At 69.7% G+C, this 13,330-nt stretch carries 15 protein-coding genes; 4 read left to right on the top strand and 11 right to left on the bottom strand.

Annotation, left to right across the window (positions count from 1 at the left end; all coding sequences use genetic code 11):
- The first annotated feature begins 63 nt into the window (after positions 1-63).
- Positions 64-1,293, top strand: coding sequence for a M20 metallopeptidase family protein (locus QP939_RS15890; protein WP_285457548.1), 1,230 nt, complete (start codon positions 64-66; stop codon positions 1,291-1,293).
- On the opposite strand, the gene QP939_RS15885 is transcribed toward QP939_RS15890, so the two are convergent.
- Positions 1,290-3,230: a phosphocholine-specific phospholipase C gene (locus QP939_RS15885; RefSeq protein WP_285457547.1), complete on the bottom strand. Its 1,941-nt coding sequence runs from the start codon at positions 3,228-3,230 to the stop codon at positions 1,290-1,292. The genes QP939_RS15890 and QP939_RS15885 overlap by 4 nt on opposite strands.
- Before the next feature lie 79 nt (positions 3,231-3,309).
- Here QP939_RS15885 and QP939_RS15880 point away from each other — a divergent pair, with 79 nt between their 5' ends.
- Both QP939_RS15880 and QP939_RS15875 read left to right on the top strand, forming a co-directional pair.
- Positions 3,310-3,687 (top strand): VOC family protein, encoded by a 378-nt coding sequence (locus QP939_RS15880; RefSeq protein ID WP_285457546.1) that lies wholly within the window; start codon positions 3,310-3,312, stop codon positions 3,685-3,687.
- A gap of 26 nt (positions 3,688-3,713) precedes the next feature.
- Positions 3,714-4,178: a heme-degrading domain-containing protein gene (locus QP939_RS15875; protein ID WP_285457545.1), complete on the top strand. Its 465-nt coding sequence runs from the start codon at positions 3,714-3,716 to the stop codon at positions 4,176-4,178.
- Here the strand turns inward: QP939_RS15875 and QP939_RS15870 are convergent.
- Genes QP939_RS15870 through QP939_RS15850 form a run of 5 tightly spaced genes read right to left on the bottom strand, consistent with a single transcriptional unit; the run spans position 4,175 to position 6,635 of the window.
- Positions 4,175-4,783, bottom strand: a complete 609-nt coding sequence (locus tag QP939_RS15870; RefSeq protein ID WP_285459762.1) for a DUF3558 domain-containing protein — start codon at positions 4,781-4,783, stop codon at positions 4,175-4,177. The genes QP939_RS15875 and QP939_RS15870 overlap by 4 nt on opposite strands.
- Positions 4,784-4,793: 10 nt before the next feature.
- Positions 4,794-5,519 carry a hypothetical protein gene (locus QP939_RS15865; protein WP_285457544.1) on the bottom strand — a complete coding sequence of 242 codons (726 nt, stop codon included), beginning with the start codon at positions 5,517-5,519 and terminating at the stop codon, positions 4,794-4,796.
- A gap of 2 nt (positions 5,520-5,521) precedes the next feature.
- On the bottom strand, positions 5,522-5,878 hold the full coding sequence (locus QP939_RS15860; protein WP_285457543.1) for a hypothetical protein: 357 nt from the start codon (positions 5,876-5,878) through the stop codon (positions 5,522-5,524).
- Complete coding sequence (locus tag QP939_RS15855; RefSeq protein ID WP_285457542.1) at positions 5,875-6,186, bottom strand: hypothetical protein; 312 nt, start codon at positions 6,184-6,186, stop codon at positions 5,875-5,877. Before QP939_RS15855 ends, QP939_RS15860 begins: the two co-directional genes overlap by 4 nt.
- Positions 6,183-6,635 (bottom strand): YbaB/EbfC family nucleoid-associated protein, encoded by a 453-nt coding sequence (locus QP939_RS15850; protein ID WP_285457541.1) that lies wholly within the window; start codon positions 6,633-6,635, stop codon positions 6,183-6,185. Before QP939_RS15850 ends, QP939_RS15855 begins: the two co-directional genes overlap by 4 nt.
- A 208-nt stretch (positions 6,636-6,843) precedes the next feature.
- Here QP939_RS15850 and thrS point away from each other — a divergent pair, with 208 nt between their 5' ends.
- A complete protein-coding gene (thrS, locus tag QP939_RS15845; RefSeq protein ID WP_285457540.1) occupies positions 6,844-8,091 on the top strand; it encodes a threonine--tRNA ligase in 1,248 nt (415 codons plus the stop codon).
- Between the two features lie 200 nt (positions 8,092-8,291).
- Here thrS and QP939_RS15840 read toward each other — a convergent pair whose 3' ends face one another.
- From QP939_RS15840 to QP939_RS15820, 5 genes are all read right to left on the bottom strand, one after another.
- Entirely contained in the window at positions 8,292-9,134 is an 843-nt protein-coding gene (locus QP939_RS15840; RefSeq protein WP_285457539.1) for a MerR family transcriptional regulator, read from the bottom strand.
- A 120-nt stretch (positions 9,135-9,254) separates the two neighbouring features.
- Positions 9,255-10,082 (bottom strand): ABC transporter permease, encoded by an 828-nt coding sequence (locus QP939_RS15835; RefSeq protein ID WP_285457538.1) that lies wholly within the window; start codon positions 10,080-10,082, stop codon positions 9,255-9,257.
- Entirely contained in the window at positions 10,079-10,972 is an 894-nt protein-coding gene (locus tag QP939_RS15830) for an ABC transporter permease (RefSeq protein WP_285457537.1), read from the bottom strand. Before QP939_RS15830 ends, QP939_RS15835 begins: the two co-directional genes overlap by 4 nt.
- A gap of 64 nt (positions 10,973-11,036) precedes the next feature.
- Positions 11,037-12,086, bottom strand: a complete 1,050-nt coding sequence (locus tag QP939_RS15825; protein ID WP_285457536.1) for an ABC transporter ATP-binding protein — start codon at positions 12,084-12,086, stop codon at positions 11,037-11,039.
- Positions 12,083-13,318: an extracellular solute-binding protein gene (locus QP939_RS15820; protein WP_285457535.1), complete on the bottom strand. Its 1,236-nt coding sequence runs from the start codon at positions 13,316-13,318 to the stop codon at positions 12,083-12,085. The genes QP939_RS15825 and QP939_RS15820 overlap by 4 nt, the downstream gene beginning before the upstream one ends.
- Positions 13,319-13,330: the final 12 nt, after the last annotated feature.

The following is a 13,330-nucleotide window of genomic DNA, read 5'->3' as shown; positions in this document are numbered from 1 at the left end:
CCGCTGCTCGGCCGAGCGCACGCACGGTGCGCCCGAAGCGCCGCATGAGGCACTATCGGGACCATGACCGGCCCCACTGACCTGCCCACCCTGCCCGGCACGCCGTTCGCCGGGCTCCTCGACGACGCGCGGGCGCTGCAAGGCCGCACCGTCGCGCTTCGACGTGCCGTGCACCGCCACCCGGAACAGGGCCTGCAGCTGCCGCGCACCCAGGCCGCGATCCGCGAAAGCCTCGCCGACCTGCCGCTGGAGATCACCGAAGGCAAGGCGACGACGTCGCTGACGGCCGTGCTGCGCGGCGCGCGCCCCGGCCCGGCCGTGCTGCTGCGCGGCGACATGGACGCGCTGCCGCTGACCGAGGAGACCGGGCTCGACTTCGCGTCCGAGGACCCGGAGTCGATGCACGCGTGCGGGCACGACACGCACGTCGCGATGCTGGCCTCGGCCGCGCGGCTGCTCGCGGCGCGCACCGACCAGCTGGCCGGATCGGTCGTGTTCATGTTCCAGCCGGGCGAAGAGGGCCACCACGGCGCCCGGTTCATGATCCACGAGGGCGTGCTCGAAGCCGCCGGGCCGCGCGTCGAGCGCGCGTTCGGCGTGCACATCCTGGCCAACGCGCGCAGTGGGCTGCTGCAGCTGCGGCCGGGCCCGCTGATGGCGTCGGCGGACTCGTTCCACGTGCGCGTCACCGGCAAGGGCGGCCACGGTTCCGCGCCGCAGCACACGATCGACCCGGTGCCGGCGGCCGCGGCGATGGTCGGGGCACTGCACACGATGATCACGCGCCGGGTCAGCGTGTTCGACCCCGCGGTGCTCTCGGTGACCCGCATCCAGGCCGGCACGACGTCGAACATCATCCCGGAGACCGCCGAGCTCGAGGGCACGATCCGGACGCTGTCCGAGCAGACGCGCGCGCTGGTCCGCGCCGAGCTGCCGAAGGTGTGCGAGCAGGTCGGCGCGGCCTACGGGTGCCGCGTGGTCGCCGACGTCGAGCCGGGCTACCCGGTGACGGTCAACGACGACCGGATCGCGGGCGAGGTGCTGCGCCTCGGCGCGGCCGTGCTGGGCGAGGACAACGTCGAGCTGCTCGCCGACCCGCTGATGGGCGCCGAGGACTTTTCCTACGTCCTGCAACGCGTTCCCGGCGCGTACGCGTTCCTCGGCGCGTGCCCGCCCGGCGTCGACCCCGCCGAGGCGGCGGCGAACCACTCCAACCGCGTCGTCTTCGACGAGGACGCGATGCCGACCGGCGTCGCGATGCTCGCGGCCTTCGCGCTGGACTTCCTGCGCTAAGGCCCCGTCCGCGACGGGCGGCCGTCCTCGAGGTGCCCGGTGAAGCGGCGGCGCCAGCCCGGCACCTCGAACACGACGTCGTACCAGCCGTTTTTCGTCGGCACGGGAAAGTCGCGCGCGCCGCCCGGCGGGATGGTGACGCCGTTCAGCGGGACGGGCGCCGGGCCGCGGTTGGTCACCGTGACTCGTAGCGCGTTCTCGAAGGTGACGATGGCGTCGAGCCCGGTGCCACCCGAGGCCTCGACGAGGAAGCCGTTCGGGCCGTGGATGGCGACGTCGTACGAGCCGCCGTACGGGACTTCGCCGGTCAGCTCGCTCTTCGGGCCGACGTCGAAGCGTTGCGACGTCCCGCCCGCGTGGTAGGCGTACACGGCCAGTTGCAGCGCCTGCGTGCCGTGGTTGGCGAGGTGCAGCCTCAGCACGCCCGGCTCGGCGGTCGCCCAGGCGATCGGCTGGTACGGCAGGGGTCGCGCCTTCGCCGTCCCCGGCTCCTGCACCAGCGCGCCCGGCCGCACGCCGGGCTTCGGCAGCCGCGCCTGCGTCCGGTCGGCTTCGGCGCGCAGGGCGTCGGCGTCCGGCAGGTCCGGGATCGACGTGTCGGGCGTCCGGAAGTCGAAACAGCTGGTCAGGTCGCCGCAGATCGCCCGGCGCCACGCCGAGATGTTCGGCTCGCGCACCCCGGTCCACGTCTCGAGGAAGCGCAGCACGGACGTGTGGTCGAAGACCTGCGAGTTCACCCAGCCGCCGCGGCTCCACGGCGAGACGACGGTCATCGGCACGCGCGGCCCCAGCCCGATCGGCGCCGGCGGCCCGGACGGCTCGCCCCGCTCCGGCCGGTTGCCGGGCAGGTACTCACCCGGCGTGCCGGGCGGCGGAGTCGGCGGGATGACGTGGTCGAAGAAGCCGTCGTTTTCGTCGTAGTTGATAAAGACGACGGTCGATTCCCACAGCTCCGGCTTGGCCCACAACGCTTTCAGCATCCGCTGGACGTACGCCGCGCCGTCGACGGGCCGGGCCGCGGGGTGCTCGCAGTAGCCGTACGGGGCGACGACCCACGACACCGCGGGCAGCGTCCCGGCCGCGCAGTCTTCGAGGAACTCGGCCAGCACGTGGTCGACGTCCTTGCCCTTGCCGGAATCGGGCTTGAGCCGCGTGCGCAGGTTCGCGCGCTCGGCCAGCCGTCGCGCCACCGGGTCTTTCGAGCGCAACGAGTCGTGGAACTTCCGGAACAGCCACAGTGGATTGTCGCCGTAGTCGCCGACGAAGTGCTCGGGGACGCCGCGCTCCTCGTCGTTGGCGTAGATCCGCCACGAGATCCCGGCGGCCTGCAGCCGTTCGGGGTAGGTCGTCCAGCGGAACGACGGCTCGTAGTCCGGGAAGTTCTGCGTGACGGGACCGCCGGCGAGCCCCTCGGGGTCGACGGTGCCGGTCCAGTGGAACAGCCGGTTCGGCTGCGTCGGGCCCTGCATCGAGCAGAAGTAGTGGTCGCACAGCGTGAACGCGCGCGCCAGCGCGTGCTGGAACGGGATGTCGTCGCGCGTGAAGTAGCCCATCGTCATGGGGCTCTTCGCGGCGACCCAGCCGTCGTACGCGCCGCCGTTCCACGCGCGGTGCGTGCTGTTCCAGTCGTGCGGCAGCTCGCCGAGGTCCTGACCGTCCACAACGGACGTGTCGATCCGGAACGGCAGCACGGGGCCAGCGCGGCCGCGCTGGCGGAAGACGTCCCGCAGGGCGGCTTTGTCGCCGAAGCCGCGCACGCCGGCCATGGTGCCGAAGTAGTGGTCGAAGGACCGGTTCTCCTGCATCAGCACCACGACGTGGCGGACGTCGTCGATCGTGCCCGTCCGCGGCGCCGGAGCGCACGCGGCGGGCAGCGCGCCGGCCACGGTGACCGCGGCCGCGCCGCCGAGCACCGTGCGCCGCCGGATCCGGCCCATGCCCACCTCCTCGGGTGAGCTTTCCCCACGTCGGCGGCCTCGCCAAGGTGTACCTTCGCCGCCGAGAGAGGTGGAGCCCATGCTCGGTTCAGCGGAACTGGTCGCCTTCGCACCTTCGACCGACCTGGAGCGCTCACGCGCCTTCTACACGGATGTCGCCGGGCTCGAGTTCATCGAGCAGACCCCCTTCGCGTGCGTGTTCCGGAGTGGCCGGACGATGCTGCGCGTCACCGCCGTGGCCGAGTTCACGCCGCAGCCGTTCACGGTGCTCGGCTGGGAGGTGGCCGACATCCGGGCAGCGGTGGCCGAGCTGCGTGGCCGTGGCGTGGAGTTCCTCACCTACGACACGCTGCCACAGGACACCGACAAAATCTGGGCCACGCCCGGTGCCCTGATCGCGTGGTTCCGCGACCCGGACGGCAACGTGCTCTCCCTGACCGAGTTCACTGGCAATTAAACAACAGTGTTGATTTAATGGGCGGCATGACCGAAGCCGAACGCCTCGCCCAGCTCGCCGAGCAGGAGGAACGCCTCCAGTTCACGAAGTTCGACAACGAGACGGCCCTGGCCCTCGGCCAGCAGCTGCTGGCGGCGGCCCGCGAGCGAGGACTGCCGGTGACGATCTCGGTCCGCCGCAACGGCCAGCGGCTCTTCCACGCGGCCCTGCCGGGAACGTCGCCGGACAACGACGCGTGGATCGAGCGCAAGAGCCGCGTGGTCGACCGCTACGGCCACAGTTCGTTCCTGGTGGGCACCCAGTTCCGAGCGAAGGGCGGCTCGTTCGAGGAGCATTCCCGCCTCGACCCGGACGAGTACGCCGCCCACGGCGGGGTGTTCCCGGTGATCGTCCGCGGAGTCGGCCCGATCGGCACGGTGGGCGTGTCGGGGCTGCCCCAGGCCGAGGACCACGCGTTCGTCGTCGAGCAGCTGGAGACGTTCCTCGGTTAGCCGGCGCGGAGGTTGCCGATCACGAACTCGGCTGTTTTGAGGACCCCGCCGCAGCGGTCCTTGTCCCAGTAGGTCGAGGTCGAGCCATTGCCGTGGAAGCTGAAGACGAGCATGTCGGCATCGGTCACGGCGACGGCGACGTCGCAGTTGTCCGGCCCGGGCATCTCGTGGAAGACCGCGGTGGGCAAGCCGTCGAGCGAGGTCTCGGTCCACGGGTCCAGCGCCCCGGACTCGCGTCGCGAGGTGTTCTTGAGGCCTTCGAGCGTTGTAGGTTCCGTCAGGGGCTTGAGGACGGAGACGAGCGGGGAGTTCCCGCCGTTCCACGCGCACCCCACGGAGGCCGTGGTCAAGGACTTGCGCGGCGTCACGGCATCCGGCGGATCGGCGACGACCGCGGCGACCTGATCCTTGGTGAGCAGCCCGCACGGATCGGCGTCGAACTTCGTGAGGTCGACCGGCTGCGGCACGGGCGTCAGAGGCAAGGCCGAGCCGGTCTGTGCGGGCGACGGCGGTTGGGACAGAACCCGTTTCGGTCCGGCGGCCCCGCAAGCGGTGATCGCCGACCCGCCGAGGATCGCCACGAGAAGCAACGGCAGAACACGCATTCGCATCAGTTCACTCCGGCCAAGCGGACGGATCGACCCGCCACTGTTTCTGGTTGTCGATTCCCGAACCGCCCTGGAGTTCCGGGATCTCCGGGAAGTCGGTGTCACTGCGGACGAGGGCGTTCGCCTTGCCCCAAAACTCGCCCATCTTCTTCTCCGAGTCCGCGAGCAGGTCAACGAAGTCCTTGACCAAAGTGCCGAAGGCCTCGACCACCGTGTCGATGACATCCTTGGCCGTGAAGATGTCCACGATCGGGATGACCGCGGTCAGCGCGGCGATAATGGCCTTGACGTCGATCTTGGCCAACTCGGCGGCACAGGTTCCCAGGAACTTGATCGCCGTTGCGTAAGTGTCGACCACGAGGTTTGTCATGTCGGTGAGGATCGACGACACCGCGCCGACAGCGGAGTTCTGCTTGTCGAGCGCCTCGCTCACCCTGGTCGTATACGCGCCGAATTGACTCGCGGCGCGTCCTGACCAGGTTCCGCTGACGACCTGGACGGCGTTGCCGATGTCGGCCTTGGCGTCCGCGAGGGTGCTGACCGCCGCGAACTGTTCGGCCAGCTTCTGCACGCTGAGCACGTTTCCCAGCAGTTTGGTGCGCATGTCGTCGAGCAGCCGCAGGATGTCGTCACGGTGGAAGATACCGGCGATCTGGCGGACTTTGGCATCGGCGTCCTCGGGGTAAGGAGCTGGCGCGTGCTGCGGCTGCGCCGCGGAAACGGTTGAAACCATCGTCAGTTCAATCCCTCTTCCTGCGCGCGCAGCCGCCGATAGTCCTCTTCGTCCTGTGTCTCGTAGTAGTCGGCTGCCTTGTCCAGGGCTTCGGCCAGCGCCGCCAGCCGTTCGGCGCCACGCTCGCTCTTCTCCTGCATGCTTTGGATCACCGCGTTGAAGACCTGGACGATGCCCGACCGCACCCCGAGCATGCCGACGTCTTCGTCGTGCAAGCTCATCGGCGCGAGGTCCCCCACGGCGAACTTGGTGACCTTCTCCTTCGCCGCGAAGACTTCATTCGTCGCCGCCCGGAGGGCTTGCGGGTAGACCTCGAAACCGGAGTCGCCGCCAAGGGGATTGAATCCACCGCTGGTCATCGGCTTCCCACCTCTCGCGCAGCCTCGTCGACCATGCGCTTCCGGCGGGTCGACGCTGCCGACTCGGCGTTGTTGATCGCACGCAGCACGTGTGCGGCCAGGCTGGCACCGGTCTGACCGGCGACCGCCTCGCGGGCGAGGTCCACCGAAACCAGGCCACCCGCACCATCCACGGTCACGGTGCCCAGGTCTGCTCCGATGCCCAGCACCAACGGCATCTGCCCACCTGCGGAGGCCGCCTGCTCGACGGCGGCGACCCGCGCGTCGATCTCCTTGGCCAGGTTGTAGAGCTCCTCTTCGCTGTTCACCAGCGACCTCCTCCCGATTCCGGCTCTTCGTCGGTCAGGAAATCGAACTCCTCGAAGCTCTCGTCGTCAGGCTCGGCTTGGCGCTGCACGGACTCACGCGCTTGCGGCGGCGGAGAAAGCGGCGCCGGTGGCAGTGGAGGCGCGGTCCCGGCCACCGGAGGTGGCGGTTGCAGACCGAACAGCGCGTTCAGCTCCGGCAGCGACGAGGCTCGCGCCGCGTTCCGGGCATTCCGGACGGCTTCGACGATGCCGAGGCCGAGCTTCTGCGCATTTGCCCCGTACAGGGCGCGGTCGTCGATCCGCAGGTCGACAAGCTTCCCCTGGCCGGTCACCACCGCGGTGACCAGCTGATCAGCCGACGTCGCGGTGTGCCGGGCGGCGGCCAGCCGCACGTCCAGCTCGCCGGCCTGCCGCTGCAGCTGCCGGAGATCGTGGTGCGGTGCGGTCATGACCGCCTCACGGCGTTGAGCATCGCCATTCCCCTCCTCCAAGCCCCGTCTCGATGACGGAACGTGCCCAGCCTGCACCTTACTGCGACCGGCCGACAAAACCACGGCAACCGGAAAAGAACTGGCCCGGATCACACTTCCTGCTACCGTCCGTTCAATGAAGCGCGCATTGACGACGACGCCGGAAGTTGTCCCGGCGCGCTGAACGATGTCTCCAGCCCGGGGCGGTTGCCCCGGGCTTCGTCTTGTGGTCACCCGCCTCGCCGTCCACGAGGAGTCCACAATGCACGATCACCGCAAGCTCGGCCGTGAGCTGGGCCTGTTCGACACCGATCCGCTGATCGGCGCCGGCCTGCCGTACTGGCTGCCCGACGGTGCCGCTGTCCGGCACAGCCTGGAGGAGTACGTCCGGCGCCTCGAACGGCGTTCGGGGTACCGGCACGTCAACTCGCCCGTGCTCGGCAAACGCGACCTGTACGAGATCTCCGGGCACTGGGCCCACTACCGCGACGACATGTACCCGCCCATGGACGTCGGCGGTGAGCAGCTCGTGCTGCGGCCCAGCCTGTGCCCGCACCACGCGCTGATCTACCGTTCGCGCGGCCGAAGCCACCGCGAGCTGCCGCTGCGGATCGCCGAGCTGGGCGGGATGTACCGCGCCGAGCTGTCCGGCGTGCTCGGCGGCCTGAGCCGGGTGCGCGCGATCCACCTCAACGACGCGCACATCTTCTGCACCCTCGACCAGGTCGAAGCCGAGGTGGCCGCGGCGCTGGCCATGATCCGCCAGGCGTATGACGCGCTCGGCATCAGCCCGGCGCGGTACCGCCTGTCCCTACCCGGCGACGGCGGGAAGTACGTCGCCGGGAATTGGGACCGCGCGGCGGACATCCTGCGTTCGGCGCTCGACGGGCTGCCGTACGACGCCGTCGAAGGAGAAGCCGCCTTCTACGGGCCCAAGATCGACGTCCAGATCGTCGACAGCGCGGGCCGCGAGTCGACCCTATCCACCGTCCAGGTCGACTTCCACCAGCCTGAGCAGTTCGACCTCGAGTACATCGGCCCGGACGCGGCGAAGCACCGGCCGGTCATGGTGCACCGCAGCATCATCGGCAGCGTCGAGCGGGCGGTCGCCCAGCTGGTCGAGGTCCACGGTGGCGCGTTCCCTGGCTGGCTGGCGCCGGTCCAGCTTCGGTTACTGCCCGTGTCCGAGGCGGAAGTGCCGTATGCGCGGGAGATCCTCAATCGGTGTGGAGACGTGCGTGCGGAGATCGTGGCGCAGGGCAGCCTCGGCGCTCGGATCCGGGACGGGCGTCTGGTGCCGTTCCAGGCCGTGATCGGGCGGGAGGAGGTGGCCGCGGGTCAGCTTTCCGTGCGGCTGCGCGACGGGAGCCGGGTCGATGCGCAACCGGCCGAAGACGCTCTGGCCTCGATCCGGGAGGCGGTCAGGGTTCCGTAGCCGCTGACGGCTGATCGAGGCGGGAGCTTCCTCGTGACCGCAGCGAAGCCGCAGTCCTGGCCAACCCGCGGGAGCCGGATTGTCGGCCAGGCTTGGGCCAGGCAGGCGATCAGGCCACCATGGCCGCGGTCAGAAGGCGAGAGCTGCTTCCTGGCTGCAGCCGAGTCCGGCAAGCCGCCGCAGCCCTGGCCGAGCCGCGGTCAGGCTGCCATTGCCTCGGCCAGCCAGTCGAAGGCAGGCGCCAGGCTTTCCGGGGCCGCCCAGCCGTTGATCACCCCCAATAGCTCCAGGTAGCGCTCGCGGCGCGGGTCGTTCACCACGTTGAGCCACTGCCGCAGCTCGGCGGGATCGCGGCCGAGCCCCTCGAGGATCGCCTTCGCCGCCGGGGACTTCGGGGTGATCCCGGCCGCGACGGCCGGGGTGACCGCGTCACGCACCTCCGCCGCCAGGTCGCGGCGCAACCCGGCCTCGTGGCCGTCCGCGAGGCGGCGCAGGTTCGTGCGGAACTCCGTGTCCCTCATCAGTGCCGCCAGCTCTATCCACGCCTCCTCCTGTTCGGGACTCGGGTTCTCGGGGAAGTCGGGGGTCAACGTGCGGATGATCCCCGCCAACTCGGGACGGTCACCTACGGCATCCGCAAGGAAGTCGCCGACCAGGCATTGTCGTTCCACTTCGGACAGCACCGCCCTCTTGTGCACGAGACTCCTCTCCTCGGGAGCCGGACCGCGGTTCGCCACGGCCTTCAGCACCGCGCTGCGCCGGCGCAGTACGCCGATCTGTGCCTCCACCGCCTCCGCGTGCTTCGCCGCGATCTCCGCGATCGTCGTCTCGCCGTCGATCACCCGGCGGATCGTGGCGAGGTCGATGCCGAGGTCGCGGAGGATGCGGATGACGTCGAGGCGGGCCAGCGCGGCGTCGTCGTAACGGCGCTGGCCCGCGGTGTTGCGCCCGGATGGCGGCACGAGGCCGCGATCCGAGTAGAACCGGACGGCCTTGACCGTCAACCCGGTCCGGTGGGCGAGCTCGCCGATCGAATAACGCATGAGCCCAGCGTGTCAGCTCCCCTCGGGGGAGGCGCAAGAGCTGCACATTCGCTCGATCGTGTCGATCACATGTTCGACACTTCGCGGTAAAGTCGATCACATGAGCGGACGAGCACCACCTCAGGTCTCTTCCCGGATCCGGGTCACGAGCTGGGTCGGGTTCACGAAACGCAACGCCACAAGAAGGAGCACGAGCATGGACCCCGTATAGATGGTCGCCATCGCGTCGACCGACTGGTTGGCCCGGATGCCCGCGGCGAACACCGAGTTGTAGAGCGCCACGACGAGGGTCGTCGAGTCCGGGCCCGCGGTGAGGAACGTCAGCTCGAACATGCCGACCGTGCGGACCAGCACCAGGATCGACGCGGCCAGGATCCCCGGCAGCAGCAATGGCCCCAGGATCCGGGTGAACACCGAGACCGTCCGCGCGCCGGACATGCGGGCCGCGGCCTCGATCTTCGGGTCGATCTGCTCGATGAACGGCGTCATGGTCAGCACGACGAACGGCACCGACGGCACGAGGTTCGCCAGGATGACGCCGGTGATCGTGCCGGCCAGGTGGAACTTGTAGAGCACGGTGGCCAGCGGGATGCCGTAGGTGATCGGAGGGATGAGGATCGGCAGGACGAACAGCAGCATCACCAGGCGCTTGCCGGGGAACGAACGGCGGGCCAGCGCGTAGGCGGCCGGGACGCCGACCGCCCCCGACACGGCGATCACCACCAGGGCGACGACCGCGGTCGTGAGGAGGACGTCCGAGAGGCCGAACTCGCGCCACGCGTCGGCGTACCAATGGGTGGTGAACCCGTCCGGGAGCCAGGTGCCGAACCACTGCGTGCCGAACGAGTCGACGACCACCGAGAGCACCACGCCGGCCAGGTTGACGAAGAAGAACGCGATGACGGACCAGACGACCCAACGTCCGGGACGCGCGACCCAACCGATCATCCCTTGCCTCCGGTCGCTCCGCGGTACAGCGTGCCGCGCCACGCCATGACCAGGCCGATCACGATCAGCATGACCACCGCCATGAGCATCGCGACGGCCGAGCCCATCGAGTAGTCGTACTCCTCGAACGCGGCGTGGTAGGCCGCGATCGAGATGACGCGGGTCTCGTTCGCGGGATCGCCGACGAGCTGCGCCGACGGGAACACCGAGAACGCCATGACGAACGACAGGCAGAAGGTGATCGCCAGGCCGGGCGCCAGCAGGGGCAGCGTGATGCGCCGGAAGCGCTGGACCGCGTTCGCGCCGAGCGTCGCGGCCGCCTTCTCCAGGGAGGGGTCGATGCCCGAAAGGTAGGACAACGTCAGCAGGAAGGAGAACGGGAAGCCAGTGATCACCAGGGACAACAGCACGCCCGTGTAGTTGTGGATCAGCGGGAGCGGTTGGTCGGTGACGCCGAGGACGGTGAGCACCTTGTTCAGCCAGCCCGCCGGCCCGCCGTACATGATCAGGCCCTGCGCCGTGAGCACGGTGCCGAGCGTGATCGGCACGACCAGGATCGTCGTCAGGAGGCGCTTGCCGCGCACCCGGCCGCGCATCACGTACGCGATCGGGATGCTGGCGAGGACGTTGATGAAGGTCGCGGGGAGCGCGATGGCGAGCGTCGTCCAGATGGTGTCGCGCAGGTACGGGTCGCCGAAGAACCGCGCGTAGTTCGCGAAGACGCCGCCCTTGCGCGGGGCGAACGACAACTGGAGGCCGTAGAGGAAGGGGTACAGGAACAGGCAAGCGATGACGAGCAGACCGGGCACCAGGAGCAGCAGGGTGCGGTCGATCCCGCGCTCGGCCAGGCGGTGACGCAACGCCGGACGAGCGGACGCCGCGGCGGTCATGATGCGGCCTCCGCGACGCGGGCGGCGGCGATCCACGCGGCAGCCGACACAAGCCCCGGGGCGCTCACGGCGCGAACACCAGGACCCGCTCGGCCGGGACGCCGATCTTCACGGTGTCGCCGGGGGCGAGGCGCTTGTCGGTCCGGAAGTACACCGGCACGCCACTCGCCAGCCGGGCCGAGACCGACAGCTCGCGGCCGTGGTACTCGACGATCTCGACCGTCACGTCGAGGGCGTTCTCCGCGCCGTCGCCGACCACGAAGTCCTCCGGGCGGATCGCCACCTTGGCCGAGCCCTCCGTGAGCGAGCCGCGGTTCGCTCCCGTCAGGCGGAGGCCGTCGCCTTGAACGGTGGCCGAGGAGGCCGCCGTGCCGGTGATCGTGACGTCGAGGAGGTTGCGGTAGCCCATGAACGACGCGACGTAGCTGTTCACCGGCTGGGCGTACACCTCCTCCGGGGTGCCGATCTGCTGGACCGCGCCGTCGCGCAGCACCACCAGGCGGTCGGCCAGCGAGAGGGCCTCCTCCTGGTCGTGGGTGACGTACACCGTCGTCAGGCCGAGCTTCTGGTGGAGGCGGCGGATCTCCATCCGCATCTCCAGTCGGAGCTTGGCGTCCAGGTTGGACAGCGGCTCGTCCATGAGGACCACCGACGGCTCCAGCACGACCGCGCGGGCGATCGCGACGCGCTGCTGCTGGCCGCCGGACAGCTGCGCGGGGAACTTCGCCGCGTGGTCGGTGAGCTGGACCAGGCGGAGGGCTTCGTCGACTCGTCGGCGAGCCTCGGCTCGGGCGACCTTGCGCATCCGGAGGCCGAATCCGACGTTCGCCCGGACGGACATGTGCGGGAACAGCGCGTAGTTCTGGAAGACCATCCCGAACCCGCGCTGCTCGGGCGGGCGGCCGTCGATGCGGGTGTCGTCGAGCCAGATGCTGCCGCCGGTCAGCGGGAGCAGGCCGGCCAGGCAGTTGAGCGCCGTCGACTTGCCGCAACCGGACGGGCCGAGCAGGGCCACGAACTCGCCGCGGGCGATGGCGAGGTCGAGGCCGCTCAGTGCGTTCGCGGTGCCGAAGCTGCGGGACACCGCGTCCAGGCGCAGCTGCTCGAACGTCACTTCTTGCCGACCTTCGAGCCGCCGACCAGCTGGTTCCACTTGTCGAACGCCTTCACCTGCTGCTCGGCGGGCAGGGACGTCTCCTTGGGGTACTGGGCGATCCACTGCTCGTACTCCGGGCGCCCGAACTGCTTGATCGTGTCCTGGCTCTTCTGCGGCGCCATCCGCAGGGTGACGTCCTTGACCGCCGGGCCGGGGTAGAAGTAGCCGTCGTCGTAGGCGATCGCCTGCTGGTCCGGTTTGAGCATCCACGCGACCAGCTGGAGGATCGCCGACTCCTGGTCGGGCGAGAGACCCTTCGGGATCAGGGCGTACTGGGCGTCGGTGACCCAGTGCATCGGCTGCATGATCGCCGTCTTCACCGTGTTGGGCACCGTGCCGAGCTTGCGCGGGTTGATGTCCCAGCCGGTCGTCGACATGATCATGTCCACCGACCCGGACGCGAGGTTCTTCATCGTCTCCGTGGTGCCGGAGGGGTAGTACTTCACGTACTTGCCCAGCTCCTGCAGGAACGTCCAGGTCTTGTCCCAGCCCTTGTCCGGGTCCTTCGGGTCCTTGTCGCCCAGCAGGTACGGCAGGCCCATCAGGAACGTCCGGCCTGGGCCGGAGTTGGCCGGCTGCGCATACTGGAACTTCTCCGGGTGCGCCTTGGCCCAGTCGAGCAGCTCCTGCGGGGACGCGGGCGCCGCCGGGACGGCCGCCGGGTTGAACTCCAGCAGCGGGCCGGACGGGTAGTAGACGACCTCGATGCCGTAGCCGTTCGCCAGCTCTTGCATCTTGGCCGCGGGCTCGAGGTAGTTCTGCATCAGGTTCGGGAAGCGGCTCGAGAAGTCCGGCAGGATCTTCGTGAGCGTGCCGTTCGCGATGCCCGCGGAAAGGCCGTCCGTTCCACTGAGGACCAGGTGCGTCTGGGCGACGCCGCCATCCTGCTCCGCCTTCAACTTGCCCGCCATGCTGGGGGCGGGCGCCGTCGAGTAGGTGACCTTCGCGAGCACTTCCGGGTGCGCGGCCTTGAAGTTCTCGATCATCTGCTTGGTGAGCTGCAGGTTGCCCGCGATGTCGAGGATGTTCAGCTCGACCGGCTTGCTCGGCTTGTCCGGCACGGCCTGGGGATCCGCCGCCTGACCGCCGTCGCCGCCGGGAGCGCCGGGGGCTCCACACGCGACCAAACCGGCGGCGAGGCTCGCCGCCAGCAACACTCGTCGGAATCGGAGGCCGGTGCGACGCTGCATGGCTGCTCCCTG

Source organism: Amycolatopsis nalaikhensis (genome assembly GCF_030264295.1).
Lineage (GTDB): Bacteria > Actinomycetota > Actinomycetes > Mycobacteriales > Pseudonocardiaceae > Amycolatopsis > Amycolatopsis nalaikhensis.
Note: the sequence above shows the minus strand (reverse complement) of the source record. Positions and strands in the feature narration are given on the sequence as shown.

Coding starts and splice junctions, on each gene's coding strand:
- QP939_RS15890 (WP_285457548.1), top strand. CDS start 64: ATGACCGGCCCCACTGACCTGCCCACCCTGCCCGGCACGCCGTTCGCC.
- QP939_RS15885 (WP_285457547.1), bottom strand. CDS start 3,230: ATGGGCCGGATCCGGCGGCGCACGGTGCTCGGCGGCGCGGCCGCGGTC.
- QP939_RS15880 (WP_285457546.1), top strand. CDS start 3,310: ATGCTCGGTTCAGCGGAACTGGTCGCCTTCGCACCTTCGACCGACCTG.
- QP939_RS15875 (WP_285457545.1), top strand. CDS start 3,714: ATGACCGAAGCCGAACGCCTCGCCCAGCTCGCCGAGCAGGAGGAACGC.
- QP939_RS15870 (WP_285459762.1), bottom strand. CDS start 4,783: ATGCGTGTTCTGCCGTTGCTTCTCGTGGCGATCCTCGGCGGGTCGGCG.
- QP939_RS15865 (WP_285457544.1), bottom strand. CDS start 5,519: ATGGTTTCAACCGTTTCCGCGGCGCAGCCGCAGCACGCGCCAGCTCCT.
- QP939_RS15860 (WP_285457543.1), bottom strand. CDS start 5,878: ATGACCAGCGGTGGATTCAATCCCCTTGGCGGCGACTCCGGTTTCGAG.
- QP939_RS15850 (WP_285457541.1), bottom strand. CDS start 6,635: ATGACCGCACCGCACCACGATCTCCGGCAGCTGCAGCGGCAGGCCGGC.
- thrS (WP_285457540.1), top strand. CDS start 6,844: ATGTCTCCAGCCCGGGGCGGTTGCCCCGGGCTTCGTCTTGTGGTCACC.
- QP939_RS15840 (WP_285457539.1), bottom strand. CDS start 9,134: ATGCGTTATTCGATCGGCGAGCTCGCCCACCGGACCGGGTTGACGGTC.
- QP939_RS15835 (WP_285457538.1), bottom strand. CDS start 10,082: ATGATCGGTTGGGTCGCGCGTCCCGGACGTTGGGTCGTCTGGTCCGTC.
- QP939_RS15830 (WP_285457537.1), bottom strand. CDS start 10,972: ATGACCGCCGCGGCGTCCGCTCGTCCGGCGTTGCGTCACCGCCTGGCC.
- QP939_RS15820 (WP_285457535.1), bottom strand. CDS start 13,318: ATGCAGCGTCGCACCGGCCTCCGATTCCGACGAGTGTTGCTGGCGGCG.